Source organism: Methyloligella sp. GL2, from assembly GCF_013341275.1.
In the GTDB taxonomy this organism is placed as follows: Bacteria; Pseudomonadota; Alphaproteobacteria; order Rhizobiales; family Methyloligellaceae; genus Methyloligella.
In genome coordinates, this window is record NZ_CP054476.1 from 1,182,856 (window position 1) to 1,198,620 (window position 15,765).

At 63.5% G+C, this 15,765-nt stretch carries 14 protein-coding genes; 8 read left to right on the top strand and 6 right to left on the bottom strand.

Annotated features, from left to right (window positions below; translation table 11 throughout):
* Positions 1-53: 53 nt before the first annotated feature.
* Positions 54-1,568, top strand: coding sequence for an aldehyde dehydrogenase (locus HT051_RS05540; RefSeq protein ID WP_174541114.1), 1,515 nt, complete (start codon positions 54-56; stop codon positions 1,566-1,568).
* 97 nt (positions 1,569-1,665) lie between these two features.
* Here HT051_RS05540 and HT051_RS05545 read toward each other — a convergent pair whose 3' ends face one another.
* The 4 genes from HT051_RS05545 to HT051_RS05560 all read right to left on the bottom strand — a co-directional run bounded on the left by HT051_RS05545 (position 1,666) and on the right by HT051_RS05560 (position 6,668).
* Complete coding sequence (locus tag HT051_RS05545) at positions 1,666-2,088, bottom strand: cupin domain-containing protein (protein ID WP_174541115.1); 423 nt, start codon at positions 2,086-2,088, stop codon at positions 1,666-1,668.
* Between the two features lie 26 nt (positions 2,089-2,114).
* Positions 2,115-3,380, bottom strand: coding sequence for an MFS transporter (locus tag HT051_RS05550; RefSeq protein ID WP_174541116.1), 1,266 nt, complete (start codon positions 3,378-3,380; stop codon positions 2,115-2,117).
* Between the two features lie 38 nt (positions 3,381-3,418).
* On the bottom strand, positions 3,419-5,629 hold the full coding sequence (locus HT051_RS05555; RefSeq protein ID WP_174541117.1) for a TonB-dependent receptor: 2,211 nt from the start codon (positions 5,627-5,629) through the stop codon (positions 3,419-3,421).
* Between the two features lie 187 nt (positions 5,630-5,816).
* Positions 5,817-6,668: a helix-turn-helix domain-containing protein gene (locus tag HT051_RS05560; RefSeq protein ID WP_174541118.1), complete on the bottom strand. Its 852-nt coding sequence runs from the start codon at positions 6,666-6,668 to the stop codon at positions 5,817-5,819.
* Positions 6,669-6,917: 249 nt separating this feature from the next.
* On the opposite strand from HT051_RS05560, the gene HT051_RS05565 reads away from it, so the two are divergent.
* The 6 genes from HT051_RS05565 (at position 6,918) to HT051_RS05590 (ending at position 12,035) form a co-directional block, all read left to right on the top strand.
* Complete coding sequence (locus HT051_RS05565) at positions 6,918-7,709, top strand: hypothetical protein (RefSeq protein ID WP_208454391.1); 792 nt, start codon at positions 6,918-6,920, stop codon at positions 7,707-7,709.
* An 80-nt stretch (positions 7,710-7,789) separates the two neighbouring features.
* Positions 7,790-8,185, top strand: a complete 396-nt coding sequence (locus tag HT051_RS05570) for a hypothetical protein (protein WP_174541119.1) — start codon at positions 7,790-7,792, stop codon at positions 8,183-8,185.
* Positions 8,186-8,420: 235 nt separating this feature from the next.
* Entirely contained in the window at positions 8,421-9,815 is a 1,395-nt protein-coding gene (locus tag HT051_RS05575; protein WP_246810187.1) for a cytochrome c, read from the top strand.
* Positions 9,816-9,817: 2 nt separating this feature from the next.
* A complete protein-coding gene (locus HT051_RS05580; protein WP_174541120.1) occupies positions 9,818-11,041 on the top strand; it encodes a hypothetical protein in 1,224 nt (407 codons plus the stop codon).
* 59 nt (positions 11,042-11,100) lie between these two features.
* Positions 11,101-11,394, top strand: coding sequence for a c-type cytochrome (locus tag HT051_RS05585; protein WP_246810231.1), 294 nt, complete (start codon positions 11,101-11,103; stop codon positions 11,392-11,394).
* 161 nt (positions 11,395-11,555) lie between these two features.
* Positions 11,556-12,035, top strand: a complete 480-nt coding sequence (locus tag HT051_RS05590) for a DUF1772 domain-containing protein (RefSeq protein WP_174541122.1) — start codon at positions 11,556-11,558, stop codon at positions 12,033-12,035.
* A 724-nt stretch (positions 12,036-12,759) separates the two neighbouring features.
* On the opposite strand, the gene HT051_RS05595 is transcribed toward HT051_RS05590, so the two are convergent.
* Positions 12,760-14,043 (bottom strand): sodium:proton antiporter, encoded by a 1,284-nt coding sequence (locus HT051_RS05595; protein ID WP_174541123.1) that lies wholly within the window; start codon positions 14,041-14,043, stop codon positions 12,760-12,762.
* A gap of 53 nt (positions 14,044-14,096) precedes the next feature.
* Entirely contained in the window at positions 14,097-14,933 is an 837-nt protein-coding gene (locus HT051_RS05600; protein ID WP_174541124.1) for a universal stress protein, read from the bottom strand.
* Positions 14,934-15,086: 153 nt separating this feature from the next.
* On the opposite strand from HT051_RS05600, the gene HT051_RS05605 reads away from it, so the two are divergent.
* The gene (locus HT051_RS05605) at positions 15,087-15,470 is read left to right on the top strand and encodes an EF-hand domain-containing protein (RefSeq protein ID WP_174541125.1); all 384 of its coding nucleotides are present in this window, start codon (positions 15,087-15,089) and stop codon (positions 15,468-15,470) included.
* Positions 15,471-15,765: the final 295 nt, after the last annotated feature.

Here is a 15,765-nt window from a genome sequence, read left to right on the forward strand (position 1 = left end):
GCGCAGTTCGTGCGTAAAACAGAAGCACGCATCCTTCGGAGAGATCGCTTGCCATGAATGTCATCGACGCTTCCCTCAAATTCGACCCCAAGGATCTGACCCCGGAGACCCGCGCGTTTCTGGACTCGCCCTTGCGCCTGATCATCGATGGCAAGGAGGTCGAGGCCTCCGACGGGGCCACGCTGCAAAGCTTCGATCCGGCGACGGGCGCGCAGATCGCCAGCGTCTCCCATGCCGGCCAGGCGGATGTAGATGCCGCGGTGGCGTCTGCCGAGGCCGCGCTTTCGGGGCCTTGGGGAAACATGCCGCCGGCGGAGCGCGAGGCGCGCATCCGGCGGTTTGCCGATCTGATCGAAGAGAATATCGAGATGATCGGCCAGGTCGAGAGCCTGGATAGCGGCAAGCCGGCGGAGCAGATCAAGGCAGTGGATATCGCGCTCGGCATCGGCGCGCTGCGCTACAATGCCGGCTGGCCGACCAAGCTGGAGGCGGAGACGCTGCCGGTCAACGCGCCGGATATGCATGTCTATACCCGCCACGAGCCGCTCGGCGTGGTGGCGGCGATCACCCCGTGGAACTTCCCGCTGTGTCAGGCTTGCTTCAAGATCGCGCCCGCGCTGGCAGCGGGCTGTACGGTGATCCTGAAGCCGGCGGAGCAGACACCGCTTTCGGCCATCATTCTCGGACGGCTGGCGCTGGAGGCGGACATCCCGCCCGGCGTCCTCAACGTGCTGCCGGGCCTTGGCACCACCACCGGCCAGGCGCTGGTGGAGCATCCCGGCGTGCACAAGATCGCCTTCACCGGGTCCGAAGCGGTGGGTAAGCACATCGCCGCGACCGCGTCCTCGACCTTGAAGCATGTCTCCTTCGAGCTCGGCGGCAAGAACCCCAACATCATCTTCGCCGACGCCGATATCGAGACCGCGGCGGCCACCGCCGCGATGGCGATCTTCTTCTATGCCGGCCAGGTTTGCTCGGCCGGCTCGCGGCTGATGGTCGAGGCGCCGGTGTTCGACAAGGTGGCGGAGATCGTCACCGAGAGCGCCAAAGGGCTGAAGCTCGGCCATGGGCTGAATGCCGACACCACCATGGGGCCGCTGATCTCGCAGGAGCAATTCGACCGCGTCTCCGGCTATGTGAAGCGGGCCGAGGCCGACGGCGTCACCATCGCCAGCGGCGCGGCCAAGCCAGGCGGTGCGCTGGAGGCCGGCTTCTTCCACGAGCCGACAGTGCTGCTCGACGTCGCCGATCAGCTTCCGGTGGTGTGCGAAGAGATCTTTGGGCCGGTGCTCTGCGTGCAGCGCTTCACCGATGTGGACGAGGTGGTGGCCCGCGCCAACGACACCAGCTTCGGCCTGGCGGCCGGCGTGTGGACCCACGATGTGCGCAAATCGCAAGCCGTGGCGGCCAAGCTTCAGGCCGGCACGGTGTGGGTGAACACCTATAACCAGTTCGATGCGGCGGCGCCTTGGGGTGGCTATAAGCAGTCCGGCTATGGCCGCGACAATGGCCGCGAAGGCATCCTGAAATTCCTGCAGACCAAGACGGTCTGGAGCAATTACGGCTAGGCGCTACAGCACACAAGGTTCCTTGCAGAGGAAGCCGGGGCTGGCCGATCGAGGCCGGTCCCGGCTTCTTTGTTTTTGGGATGTGTTGTGGTGCGCCTCAGTCGGGAAGACGGGGGTCAGGCTTGGTGGAATGCTCGGAGCCTTCGCCCGGTGTTGCGAACATCAAGGTGACGTCCGGCTCAGTGACTTGCGCATGCCATAGACCTTGGGGGATCACCACCACCTCGCCGGCGCGCGCTGCGAACCGCACCGGGCCGTCCTCGGTCAGCAGGGTGATGTTGGTCTTGCCTTCGAGGATGTGAAGCATCTCATCCCCGGCAGGATGGCGCTCCCAGCCGGTCTTGCCGGCGAAGCGGACCAAGCCGAGCATGGCGTCGTTGCAGTAGCCCAGAACTTTGATGGCGTTCCAGGCCTTCTCCTGGTCGACATTCGGGGTCAGCTCCAGCATCGGCAGATCCTCGATCAGAGCCGGTAGGTCGTAGGGGCGCGGTCCAGCGGGGCGCGTTTCGTCGGGGTTCACGGCATCCTCCTCAGTTGGCTTTGTGGCTACGATGTGAGGTCGAGAGTGCGAGTTTGGCGGCGGGCGAGGCTGGCAAGCGCGATCGCCAGCACGGCCAGGGCGATGCCGAAGGCAAAGCCTGCGCCATAGCCGGCCTTGGCGGCGACCATGGTTGCGGCGCTCGCCGCGCCGATTTCGCCGATCACGTTGATGCTCTTGAACAAGGTGACGTCGGTGCCGGTCTGGTTGCCGCGTGCGGAAAACCGCATGGCGATGGTGAAGACGGCGACCGCGGCAAGCCCGAGCCCGGCGCCGCCGAGGGCGGCGGCGATCCCTGCTGTGAGCAGGCTCGGCGTAGCGTAGCCGAGAACGAAGCCGATCCAGATGAGGAGGGCGAGGGTGCCGACGGCCAGCCCGGTCTGGATGCAGCGCCAGATATTGCCGCGCAGCAATGCCCAGGAACCGGCGCCGCAGCCGATGGCGATCATGGCGAGACTGCCGATGGTGGCCACCAGCCCGACCTCGCCGAGGGACCAGCCCTGGTCGACTAGAAACAGCTTGGCGAGGGAGGTCTCGGTGATATGGGCGGCGGCGTAGAGACCGGCCACGGCGAAGATGGGCAGGAAGTGGGGCCGCTTGACGCTTCGCAGCAGCGAGGCGCCGGCGGAGGTCACTTCCTTGCCGGGCGCATCTTCGCGCCAGATCAGAACCGGGATGGCGCAAAGCGCCAGAATGGCGACGAGGCCGGCGATGGTCGGGGTGAAGCCGAGATGCTCCACCACCAGCAGGGTGCCGGCGCCACCAGTGAGGACGCCGGCCATCATGCCGCCGACGGAAAGCGCATTGGCGCCGATCAGCGCCTTGCCCGTCAGGCGCTCGGCGGCGAGACCGTCGGTGGCGATATCCTGGGTGGCGCTGACAAAAGAGGCCGCCAGCAGAGCGGCCATGGCGGCTCCCATGGTGGCGCCGCCGAGAGGGGCGAGCGCCACGGTGCCCATGGCGAGCATCATCAAGATCTGCATGGAGATCAGCCAGGTGCGGCGGCGTCCGAGCGCCGGCAGCCAGCGCGTATCGATCCATGGCGCCCAGAGGAATTTGAAGGCCCAGGGAAGTCCCAGAGCCGGCACCCAGGCGATCAGCTCCAGCGGTGCATCCTGGCTGCGCAGCATGGCGGGAAAGGCCTGGAAGATGAAGCCGAGCGGCACGCCTTGGGCGAAATAGAGCGCGCCGATCAGGACGATCAGCGAGGTCTGGCTGCCGGGCAGGCTGTCCGCCCGCCCGGCGTCGGCGCTCGTGGTTGCTGAGGTTTGCATGACGTCTTGCATGGTGTTTTGGTTGCGCTCCAGCATTTCTAGAAGGTCATCTTGGCGCGCATGCCATAGGTGCGCGGATCGCCGATGGTGCCCATATCGGCGCCCGGACCGGCGAAGCCGAAGGAGTTCACGACGTATTCCTGATCGGTCAGATTGCTGACGAAGAGGGAGGCGTCGAGCCGGCCGACGCGATAGCCGGCGGCAAGGTCGACCAGCGTGTAGGTGCCCTGCTCGGCGGTATTGGTGTCGTCCAGATAGTAGCTGCCGGTGGTGCGGGCCTGGCCGAGGAAATAGAAGCCGGATTCGGTTTCATACTCGGTGCCGTAAGCGGCGGTAAATTCCGGCACATAGCTGATGGTGTTGCCGCTGAAATTGCCGAGCGGCGAGCGGAAATCGTCATATTCGGCGTTGGTGTAGCCGAAATTGGCGAACAGCTTCACCGCGCGGGTGATCTGATAGGCGCTCTCCAGCTCCACGCCGTAGGAGCGCGCGCTCTGGGCGTTGCTGAGCCCGAAGGTCGACGGGGAGAGCTGGGTCAGGTTCTGATAGTCGTGGAACTTGGAGTAGAACACCGAGCCGCCCAGGCCGAGCTTGCCGCCGAGCATCAGCGTCTTCACGCCGAGTTCGAAATTGTCCGATGTCTCGGCATCGTATTCGAAGGCGAAGGGGCTGAAGGTGCTGGTGCGGGCATTGAAGCCGCCGGGTTTGAAGCCGCGGGCGTATTTGGCGAAATAGGAGACATTCGGGTTGGCGCCGTAGAGCAGCGAGACCGACGGCGAGAAGGCGGAATAGTCCTCATCGCCTCTGGTGATGCTCGGCGGCGCAAACTCGTTGGAGCCTTTGCGGCCGGCCCAGTCGTAGCGGAGCCCGGCACCGAGACGGAGCGCGCTGGTCAGCGGCACGGTGACCTCGCCGAAGCCGGAAACGTCGTTGCTGGTGGTCTCGGCGATGGTGGGCGGACCGGCGGGCGTGCCGTCGTTGAACAGGAAGCCGCCCTCGTAATCCATGGTGGTGCGGGCCAGGAACAGGCCGCCCTTCCAGCCGATCTGGTTCGCCGCATTGTTGGAGGCGACGCGGAATTCCTGGCTGTAAGTGTCGATATCCTCGTCGGTGGTGCCGATGAAGTCGGCGTAGGGCGCGCCATACTGGCTGGCATCGGCGCGGTAGCTCCAGGACGAGCCCTGATGGGCCGTCACCGACATGAAGTCGAAGCGGTCGAATTCGGAGCGGACGCGCAAATACTGCATGTCCTGATCGATGTTCTCGTGGCCGGGCCGGTCGAAATCGACCTTGAACGGATCGGGGTTGTTGAGCGGATCGAGGATGTAGGGATCGGCTTGGTCGCGGAACTTCTCGTAGCGCAGACCGAAATCGATGGTGGTGGTGTCGGAGGCGCGCGCCGTCAGCTTGAGGCGGCCGCCGAGGGCGTCCTTGTCGCCATAGGGCTCGCCGGTGGCGACATTGTCGTAGAAGCCGTCGCGGGTGTCCTTGATGATGTCGCCGCTGGCATAGAGCTTGTCCTGCACCAGCGGGGTGGAAAAGCCGGCGGAGAGCTCATAAGCGTCGTAATTGCCGAAGCCAGCCGTGCCGTAGGCAGTGGCGATCCGGCTCGGCTCCGGCGTGCGCACGTCGATCACGCCGCCGGCCCGGCTGAAGCCGTAATCGGAGTTCTGCGGTCCCTTCTTGATGGTGACAGAGTCGAGATTGTTGAACAGGCTGACGCGGCTCAGCGAGGTGAGCGCCGGCACGTCGTCGAAGTAATAGGCGACGCTCGGCAGGATTTCCGGCGCGGATTGGTAATTCGGCTCGCGGATGCCGCGCACGCTGAACTGGGTCATGCGGTTGCCGCCGCCGTCGAAGGCGGTGAAGTTCGGCGAGGTGCCGCTCAAATCGCGTAAGTCGCGGACGTTCTCCTGTTCCAGAAGGGACTGATCCAGAATGGTGAGCGAGCTGGGAAAATCGCGCGTCGCGTTGTAGTCCTCGGCGATCGTGCCGACCGGAGCCGGCTCTTGGAGCGGCTCGGCAACGGCAGGTGCCGCGCGGCTGGCTGAGGCCGGACGGGCCGGCCTCCGGCTGGCTTGCGGGCTGCCATCTTCGACCACGATCGGGTCGAGAACGATGGACTCGTCCTCGGCGCTTTGCGCGTAAGCGGCGCCGGCCGAGAAGGTCAGACTTGCGGACAGAATCAGGCTTGCAGACAGAAGAAATCCCAGCGGCGCACCTGCGCCGCCTCGCGAACCGAAATGCATAACGTCCCCCAAAAGCGTTCGTTTTATTGGTGCCCAATCGAGCATTTCGGTTCGAAGCGCGGCAATGGCGGGGAGATTCGGGTTCCCGACTGAATTGTTTGGGAAACGGTCAAAAGCCTGCGGTAAGGGGCTGGAATCTTGAATCTTTCCAAAGACCGGAGCAGGGCTGCGGTGGAATACGCCACCGCTAGAGCGGCGTCTTGCGGGCCGCCGTCAGGGCGCTCGGCGGGATGCCGAAACGGCGCCGGAACTCGGTGGAGAAATGCGAGGGCTGGTAGCCGCAGGCATAAGCCGCCTGGGCGACGGTGACGTCGCCGTTCTCCAGCAGAAGATGGGCCTGCTCGAGCCGCTGGGTCTTGACGAAAGCGTAGACCGAGGCGCCGAACAGCGCCTTGAAGCCGATGCCCAATTTCCGCGCGTTCAGGCCGACGATGCGGGCGAGCTCGGGGACGGCCGGCGGGTTCTCCAAATTTTCGAGCAGAATGGCGCGGGCATCGTAAAGCCGCTTGATGTCATGGGACCGTCCCAGTCCGGCGTCGCTCGTCTGCGGCTGATCGGCGGCGGCTTGCAGCACCACGGAGACGAGTTCCATGGCCTTGCCGGTCAGGTAGAGCTTGCGGGCGGTGCCGGTGAGCGGGCAGCCGAGCATCTGCCAGGACAGCGCATGGCCGATCGCGTTGGGCAGGCGGCCGGCCAAGCTTCGCGGCGCCGGTGCGGTCATGGCCAGACCTTCGGGGCCGACGGTCTCCTCGACCGCATCGGGCAGGATGCGCACGAAGGCGGCGGAGAGCGGCCCGGTGCGGAGCGGCACGTGTTCGTTCTGACGGGGCTCCTCGATCCAGAAACTGCAGAGCGCGGTCTCGGCGCTGCCGAACCATTCGCGCCTGTCCTCGCCGCCGCTAAGCGTTGCCAAAGCGCCTTGGGCGAGGGCGCCGCACCACAGGCCCGCCGGGACCGTCGTAGTCCAGCTCTCGCCCTGGCTGTGGGTTTCGTCCGAAAGGGCGATCTCCAGGCCTGCGGATTGAATGAATTCGCTCAAGAAAGAGCTGTCCCTTGCAATTGTCGCATTGGATAGAAGGGGACAGCGTATCGTGGCGCGCCGTCTGCCGACATTGAAATGTCCTCAGCAAGATAGATGAACGGACGTCAAAGGCGCGGTGCCGTTCGCATTGCCGCGCCCTCCGGTGCGCTTTCATTGGCGCCGACAGCGCAGCGTCATAGTCTCCTCTTATCGTTTGCGGTGCCGGCTGCGCGGGATGCGGCCGAAATTGAATCTGAGGAGGTTTCGATGCGTGCGGTATGGACTTTGATTGGCGCGGCGGTGCTGACGGCCGCAATGGGCGCCACGTTGGGCGCAAGCGCTGCGCAGGCCGAGCCGACCGAGATCACGGTCCGGGTGCTGGGCAAGGATTCCAAATTCATCGGCTCCAGCCTCGGCGGCATGCGGGTGGTGTTGCGCGATGCGCAGACCGGCGAGGTGCTGGCCAGCGGCTTCACCAGCGGGGGCACCGGCAACACCGAGCTTCTGATGCATCAGGATCGCGGGCGCCGGGCGGTGCTGTCCGACGATAGCGCGGCCAAGTTCAGCGCGACCCTGGACCTCGATATGCCGACGCTGATCGAGGCGGAGGCGTTCGGTCCGGCCGGCCAGCCGCAAAGCGCCGCCCGGGCCAGCGCGACGCAATGGGTGATCCCGGGTCATCCGCTGACCGGCGGCGATGGCTGGGTGCTGGAAGTGCCGGGCTTCATCGTCGACGTGCTCGCCCCGCCGGCCCATGTGAAGCTCTCGCCGGAGGTCGAATCGGTCGAGGTGAAGGCCAATGTGATGATGATGTGCGGCTGCCCGATTACCCCTGGCGGGCTGTGGGACGCCGATGCCTATGAGGTGAAAGCAATCGTCAAACATGACGGCAAGGTCGTCGATACCGTGGCGCTCGACTATGCGGGCGAGGCCAGCCAGTTCGCCACAACCTTGCCGATCAAGGCACCGGGCACCTACGAGCTGACGGTCTATGCCTTTGATCCTGCAAACGGAAATACCGGTCTCGATCGCACCACTTTTATCGCCACGGAAGGCTGAGAATCGCCCCCTGAGGCGTTTCGTAGCGGTCACGCATTTGTCGCAGTGGCGCGCCTAAAAGCTCGGCGTAGTCTCGCTTTGTGGTTGAGCTGAGATCGAAAACATGTGGGTGCCTTGCCATCGTCGCGCTTTATGCGGCGGTGGCGTTTCTGCTGCCGTTTTCGCACAAGGTCGCCGATTTCCACGCTGCCGCGCAGCTTGCAGGTCCGGTTCTCGCGGATGGCAGCTTCCCGGCGATGTGCGGTCGCAAGGCCAGTTCTCCCGCACCTCACTATCCTGCCGACGAGAAGAGCTGCCCCAAGTTCTGCGACTCCTGCCGCCACGCGGCTGGGCATGGGCAGCAATGGCTGCTCGGCGTTGCGCCGGATGCGGGGCCGATCGCCTCGGTGCAGCTGGCCTACCTGCCCCATGTGGAGCAGGGCAACGGCCACCACTTCCCCTATGATGGCCAGTCGCGGGCGCCGCCGCGCGTCTGACCGGCGTTCGCCTTTCCTGAAATCCATCTGTCTCTAGCGCTGCCGGGCAGCGTGGCCGGTCTTCCCTCCGGCCAGCACCGGGGCTGTCGAGCCGCCTTGTCTTCGGGGCTGCAGACGCCGGCACAACGACGCGTGATTTCGGGGCTTTGGGGACGTCAATAACGGCGGTGCGTCAACGCTAACGCGCTGATCGCAGATTAGATTTTCAATTCAAGGATTCATCGACATGCTCGGCATGTATCCGACTTTTTATGTGCCCTATATCGGCTCTGCCTGGGTGATGGGCATTATCGGCGTGATCCACGTGGTCGCGTCGCATACCTCGGTGGGGGCGTCGTTCCTGTTCGCCGCGTTGGAGACCAAGGCTTATCGCGATGACGAGCCGCAGATCATGGTCTTCATCAAGCGCTATGGCGTCTTCCTGCTGGTGTTTTCCTATATCATCGGCTCGATCACAGGTCCCGGCATCTGGTACGCCATTACGGTTGCCAGCCCGCGTGGCGTCAGCGGCCTGATCCATAACTTCGTGTGGGTGTGGGCGGCCGAATGGGTATTCTTCACCGTCGAGGTGATCGGCGTCTATGCGCTGGTCTATCTGATCGGCAAGGTCGACAAGCTCACCCATCTGAAGCTCACCTGGTCCTTCGCGCTGGCCTCCTGGGCGACGATGCTGCTCATCGTCGGCATCCTGTCCTTCATGATGTGGCCCGGCAGCGAGAACTGGTACCAGACCGGGTCGACCAACGACGCCTTCTACAACATCAACTTCTTCGCCCATCTCGGGGTGCGGACCGGGTCGATGTTCGTGATGGCGGCTGTCGTGGGATTCCTGGTCGCGGCCGGGATCAAGGACCCCGACTTGAAGCGCAGCGTGGTCCGCATCATCGCGCCGATCGGACTGCTCGGCGGCTTCTTCTCGGTGATGATGTTCTTCTATTACCTGCGGACGCTGCCGGATAATGCGACCGTCCTGCTCAACTCGTATCTCGTGCCGCAATACGGCAAGGCGATGATCTTCGTCTTCCTGGCGACGACGGCCTATCTGCTGTTCGTTTGGTGGAAGCCTCAGTGGCTGAAGCTTGGCATCGCAGTGCCGATGTTCCTGGTGATCTCGGTTCTTGGTGTCTGGCCGGAAGAGCGGATGCGCGAGACCATGCGCAAGCCGTATGTCGCCGGGCAGTACATCTATTCCAATCAGGTGTTGGCCCGCGACGTGCCGGGCAAGGGGATCGAGGGCGAGGTCGACAAGATCGCCGAGAAGGGGCTGCTGCAACTGCATCCCTTCATCCCCGAGCAGCTCCGTACCATTACCCCGGAGAACAAGCTGCAAGTCGGTGAAGTGCTGGCCAAGGTCGCTTGCGCGAACTGCCACGCCTTGGAGCCGGGTGCGCCGTTGCGCAACATTCCGGACAAGTTCCATGGCGCTACGGACGAAGATCTGATCGCGGCCTTTATCGGCGGTCCGCTCAAGCACGGTGCCATCCCGTATATGCCGCGCATCGATCTGCCTCAGCCGGAGGTGGATGCCATCGCCGCCTATATCGCCTCGGTCAATCAGAACCGGCCCAAGGCGGCGGGCGATGAAGAGGCGGGCACCCCCACAGCTCTTCTCGAAAAGAAGGACAACTAGTCATGGATATCGGAACCGTTATGAACACGATGCGGGATCCGGCTGGGATTCCCGCTCCGGTGGAGCTTTTCCGCATCCTGATGATCGCCACCTGGGTATTCCATATCGCCTTTGTGGTTCTCGCGCTGGGTGCGGCGAGCCTCGCGATCTACGCGTTTTGGCGGCGTGAGCAGAGCCCATACTGGACCGGGATTTCCATCGCGATGACCAAGGTCGCGAAGGTCAGCGTCTCGCTTCTGATCGTGCTGGGCGTTGCGCCGCTACTGTTCACGCAGGTGATCTACGATCCGCAGTGGTACGCCTCCAACGTGCTTTCGGCGCGATGGGCGATCGCCTTCATTTTCACGCTGATCGTCGCCTATTGCCTGTGGTTCGCCTTCTATTACGGCAATAAGGAAGTGGCGAAGCGCCATATCGGCTTTTATGCCGTGATCGCGCTCCTCTTGTTCCTGCTGGACGGGCTGATCATGCACGTTCTGTCCTATCAGGCGATCCTGCCGGGACAATGGATGGGCTGGTACGCACCGAATGGCGAGCTCGATATGAGCGGCGCGCATCTGCATGCGATGCAATGGCCGCGCTATCTGTTCATCATCTCGCTCTCGGCGCCGGCCGTCGGCTTCTATCTGATCGCTTACGACGATTATCTGAAACGGCGTCGGGATCAGAATCCGGATTATCTCGCCTTCGCGCGCAGGCTCGGGCAGCGCATTGCCCAATACGGGCTCATCGTGTCGCTGGCGCTGTTCGTCTGGTGGCAGTTCGACAACCCGGCGAGCACCGGGCTGGTCTGGCTACCCGGCGGCTGGGCCGTGGCTGCGGCGCTGGCGGTTCTTCTGTTCGAAGTGACCTACTTCCGGGACCGGCTACACGGCTATCTGTTCCTGGCCGGGGGGATGGTCATGCTGCTTCTTCTGGCCATTTGGCGAGAGGTCATTCGCGTCGCCTATCTCGCGCCGTTCGGTTATTCGGTCGTCGACGAGAAGGTCAATGCCGATTGGCCCTCGCTAGCTCTGTTCTTCCTCACGGTTGCCGGTATCGGGGGGCTGGTAGGCGGCTTCTACCTCACCTTGCTCTATCGCGCCGGCCGCGTTGAAGGGGTCTACCAGGCCGACCGCACCATGTCGGCGATGGGGACCGGGGCGATCGTCATCTTAGGCATCTGGACCGGCGTGTTCTTCCTCTACGGGATCGCGATCTGGGCCAGCAACGCGCTGACTTATTAATCTGGGAGATACCGATGCTAAGAAACACACGACTGGTTGGCGGGTTGCTGCTCTTGGCGGTGACAGCTTATGCACCTGGGTTGGCCCATGCGCAGATGGCGGATTCCGGTGCGGGTAAGAAGCGGGCTGCCGTCTGCTTCGCCTGCCATAGCGAGAACGGGATTTCGATAATTCCGGGCACGCCGAATCTGGCCGGTCAGGATCAGACTTATTTGGCAAATGCGTTGACCGCCTATCGCGGTGCGCAGCTTCGCCAGGACCCGACCATGACCGCTATGGCCAAGCCGTTGTCCGATCAGGACATCGCCAATATCGCGGCTTATTTCAGCAGCTTGCCGCGCGACGGCAAATAGACGATGTGAGCTGCCGGCAAGCTGGAGTGTTCCGGCTTGCCGGCGGTTTCGACCCACAAACTATCCGGCATCGCCGCGCCGGGATTTCGAAAGCGGTGGCTTCGCGCGGTCTCTTGCGTCACTCTTGACGGACACCATCCGTCGAGCAGAGGGCGCGCCCCGTGGGAAACGGCTTCTTTCTGATCCTGACCATCGCCGCTATCTGCGGCAGTGCGCTCGTCGCCGGTATCTTCTTCGCCTTCTCCACCTTCGTGATGGCGGCGCTATCGCGTCTGCCGGCGCCGCAAGGCATCGCCGCGATGCAGGCGATCAATGTAACGGTGCTGAACCCCTGGTTCTTCGGCGTCTTCTTCGGCACGGCGGTGCTGGCGCTGGTGCTTCTGATCTACGCATTGTTCAATTGGAGCATGGCGGGGGCCGGGTTCCTGCTCGCCGGGGCCTTGCTCTATCTGGTGGGCACCATCCTGGTGACCGTCGTCTTCAACGTGCCGCTGAACGAGAGGCTGGCGGCGCGGGCGCCGGAGAGCGGAGACGGCGCCGAGCTCTGGACGCATTATCTTTCGCGCTGGACGGCCTGGAACCATGTGCGCACGCTCGCGCCGCTTCTCGCCGCGATCTGCTTCCTGATGGCCGCGCTCTAGGCGCCGGGAGTCACGTTGGGCTGCGGCTTCGGTCCGAACCAGCGGATCACCGGCTTCAAGGTCAGCCCCTGCACCATGGGATTCGTTAATGGCAGGAGAATAAAGAAGTTCGCGTATTGGTAACACGCTTCTCGTTTTTGCACTTGACTGTGAATTTATCCCCGATATTCTCCTCGTCCGTTTCGCACGTGCCGAGGCTGTGTGGCGATCTTGAATTCCTCAAAAAGTGAGGAAATTCAAAGTGATCGTCCGGCGGGTTACACCGCCACTTCTGGAGTTCTCCAGGAAGCGCAGCAGCAACGACGCTACGACCATAGAATCGGCTCTCCTTTTGTTTCCAGGTTGGGCAGTCGATTGGCCTCCCAATCCCCCCCGAGAGGTCGCCACGGGTCGTAGGATTTTGCGAAATGAAGTGGCGGGTTCTCCAACCTTTGGAGACCAAATGAAAACTGACAACTGCCTCGATGATCCCCCCGAATCTGGATCGGAATCGCAACCTGATCCTGATCCTGACCCTGAGCCGGCTAAATCTCGCACTCCGGGATGGTATTGGCGCACGGCGAAAGGCCGTCGAGAGATGAGCAGTCTCGACGGATGTGGTGCGCTCGAATGGAAGGAAGGTCAGACCGAAGAGGATTAGAAAGCCCTAAGGTGCGCTGACTGAGCGACGATCAGAACGTTTGGAGTATGCGCTGGTCAATCCTGCAATTGCGGCGCGGGCGTATTAGCTCGCGCCGCTTTTGGTTTTGCGCATCGGGGCTCTCTCTATGTCCATCCAATGGATCACCCTGCTTAGGGTCAGCCCCTGCACGACGATGGTGAACAGCGCTACGAGATAGGTGGCGGCGAGGATCGCCGGCTTCTCCGTGACATTGGGGATGGACAGCGCCAGCGCCACCGAGATGCCGCCGCGCACGCCGCCCCAGGTGAGGATCGGCACCGTGCCGCGGGTGAAGCTGGTCCAGCGGCTCAGCACGAGCACCGAGAGCGCAACGGCGCTGAAGCGCCCGAACAGCACGACCGGCAATGCCGCGGCGGCGAGCGGCGCGAAGGCCATGTCGAATTGCAGCACCAGCACTTCCAGGCCGATGAGCAGAAACAGCACGGAGTTCAGGATCTCGTCGATCAGGTTCCAGAAATCGAAGAGATGCTCGCGCGTGGTCTCGCTCATGGCGCGGGCCGCGCCGCGATTGCCGATGAAGACGCCGGCGACCACCACGGCGATGGGGCCGCTGATATGGAGATGGATCGCCAGCGCATAGGTGGCGGTGACGAGGGCCAGCGAGATCAGCACCTCGATCGGGTAGTCGTCGACCCGGCGCATGGCGAGATAGGCGATCAAGCCGGTGAAGAGGCCGAGGGCGACACCGCCCAGGGCCTCGGCGAAGAACAGCCGGCCGATCTCGATAAAGTCGATGCCGTTCTCGCCGCCGGTGATGGCGGCGGAGAGCAGGATGGTGAACAGCACCACGCCGACGCCGTCGTTGAACAGGGATTCCCCCGCCATATCCATCTCCAGCGTGCGCGGCACGCCGGCGGTCTTCAGGATCGCCAGCACGGCGATGGGGTCGGTCGGGCTGATCAGCGCGCCGAACACCAGGCACCAGGCGAAGGAGAGGGGATAGCCGAAGATCTGGCCAGCGCCCCAGAAGCCGGCCGCGATGACCACGGTGGAGATCAGCACGCCGAGGGTCGCCATCAGCCCGACGCTCCAGGCGCGGTCGCGCAACAGGCCGAGATCGACCTGCAGCGCGCCGGCAAAGAGCAGGAAACCGAGCATGCCGTGCAGCAGGGTCTCGGAGAAATCGATCTCGGCGATCTCGCGCGACAGGTCGATCAATATCTCGCTATCCGGATTGAGCAGCTGCAAGCCGACCAGCACCAGCGAGGCGGCGAGCGCCATCACCAGCAAGCCGACATTGTGGGGCAGGCGGGTGAAGGTGGCAGTGAGCCAGGCGAAGAGCGCTGCGAGGGTCAGCAGCACGGCGACGATTTCGAATAGCGACAAGGCGAAGAGTCTTTTCCGGTTTTGCGTTGCCGGCCCGGAACCGGGCCGCGGCCCTAATGTGCCATGAAGACCGGAACGTTCATATGCTCCAGCACGTAGCGGGTGGCCCCGCCGAGCACCCATTCGCGGAAGCGCGAGCGGCCAAAGGCGCCCATCACCACGAGGTCGGCGCTCTTCTCGTCGGCGATCTTCAGGATCGCTTCGCCGGCGGCGGGTCCGGGGATCTCGCGGCCGTATTTCTCAACCCGCACGTCGTGCCGCTCTAGATATTTCACCACATCGGGCGCCGGCATGCGCAAGTTCTGCGGCAGCGTCTCGGGCGAGGGGCCTTCCACTAGGGTTGCGGTGCCGGCGCTTTGCAGAAGCGGGATGGAGCGCTGCACGGCTTCGGCGGCCTGAGCGCTGCCATTCCAGGTGACGACGGCGTGGCGCTCGGCAATCGGCGCATCCCAATCGTTAGGCACGATCAGGGTCGGCTGATCGGAGAGGGCGAGCTGCACCGCCGGGCCCCAGATCAGATCGCTGCCGGGTGTGCATTGCTCGACGATGGCGATGTCCTTCAGCCGGCAGGCGCGGATCAAGATATCGGCCGGATTGCCTTCGCAGGCGAACCAGCTATGGGAAATGCCGGCCGCTTCGGCTGCGGCGTTGAAGCGCCGCTCGGCCTCATGAGCCCGCTCTTCCTCGCGCGTCATGATCTTGGCGGCCTCGTCCTCGTCGGCATTGACGAACGGGGTGGCGAGGGTGTTGCGGACCATCGCCGTCTCGATAAGGCTGGTTACGCCGGTGAGATGGGCGCCGTAGCGTTTGGCCAGGCCGACACCGGCCTTGAGCTGTTCCTCGCCGTCTTGCGCAGGTATGTGAACGAGAATTTCTTTGTAGGTTTCCATCCCTCAAGCCTCCCTCCAAATTTTTGCCGCCGGGCAGAAAATGCAGACACTTCGACGAGAATACGGCGTCAGTGTGCAGGCTCAAGACGGGCAGGAACATCGCCCCCACGGCTCTCGTTGTTCCGGTCGTTGTAACAGCGAAAGGAGGCGTTCATGCGATTGGTAACCCTCACAAGCTGCGTATTTTTCGCCATGGCGGGAACTGCGGTGGCCGCGGATACCGAGCCGGGCCCGGTGGGCAAGGGCGACGCGCCGACCCCGCATCCGGCGACGTCCGGCCGCCCGTCGGCGGTGCTGGACAGCACGGATTGCCGTGCGACCTGGAAGGAGGCCGTGGGACAGGACAAGTCTCTGCCGGCCGACCGCGCGACCCCTTATGTGCTGAACTTCGCGATGGTCGACAAGGACAACAGCGGCACCATCTCCAAGGCCGAGTTCAGGCATGGCTGTAAGAACGGCTGGATCCAGGCCGAGGCGGAGCGTTTCGAGCGGCCGAGCCATATGAAGGATCAGGCCGGAACGGCCAATCCGGGCTAACCGGAATTTTCTAGGCCATTTCGAGGCGGAGACGGCCTTCCTTCGCCTCGAAGCTGGGCGGACGGCATCATGCGGCGTCGAAGTGCATGACGCCTCCCCCAGTTTCACACCGAAAAAAGCCAGCCTTTTCAATCCATAATGCCGGTTCCAGCTTTGCGGTAACGCTTCGCTAAGCATCATCGCATTTTCCCAAACGAGCTCGCATCGATCCTGAGTCGTTCATTAACCCATGCGCGTGCATATTCCAGTCCATACAATGATAAGAAGAGTGCAGTCGTCCATTATGCAACGAATA

Bases quoted from the DNA above. Each gene is read 5' to 3' on its own strand.
- HT051_RS05540 (WP_174541114.1), top strand. From the start codon at position 54: ATGAATGTCATCGACGCTTCCCTCAAATTCGACCCCAAGGATCTGACC.
- HT051_RS05565 (WP_208454391.1), top strand. From the start codon at position 6,918: ATGCGTGCGGTATGGACTTTGATTGGCGCGGCGGTGCTGACGGCCGCA.
- HT051_RS05600 (WP_174541124.1), bottom strand. From the start codon at position 14,933: ATGGAAACCTACAAAGAAATTCTCGTTCACATACCTGCGCAAGACGGC.
- HT051_RS05550 (WP_174541116.1), bottom strand. From the start codon at position 3,380: ATGCAAACCTCAGCAACCACGAGCGCCGACGCCGGGCGGGCGGACAGC.
- HT051_RS05605 (WP_174541125.1), top strand. From the start codon at position 15,087: ATGCGATTGGTAACCCTCACAAGCTGCGTATTTTTCGCCATGGCGGGA.
- HT051_RS05580 (WP_174541120.1), top strand. From the start codon at position 9,818: ATGGATATCGGAACCGTTATGAACACGATGCGGGATCCGGCTGGGATT.
- HT051_RS05555 (WP_174541117.1), bottom strand. From the start codon at position 5,629: ATGCATTTCGGTTCGCGAGGCGGCGCAGGTGCGCCGCTGGGATTTCTT.
- HT051_RS05575 (WP_246810187.1), top strand. From the start codon at position 8,421: ATGTATCCGACTTTTTATGTGCCCTATATCGGCTCTGCCTGGGTGATG.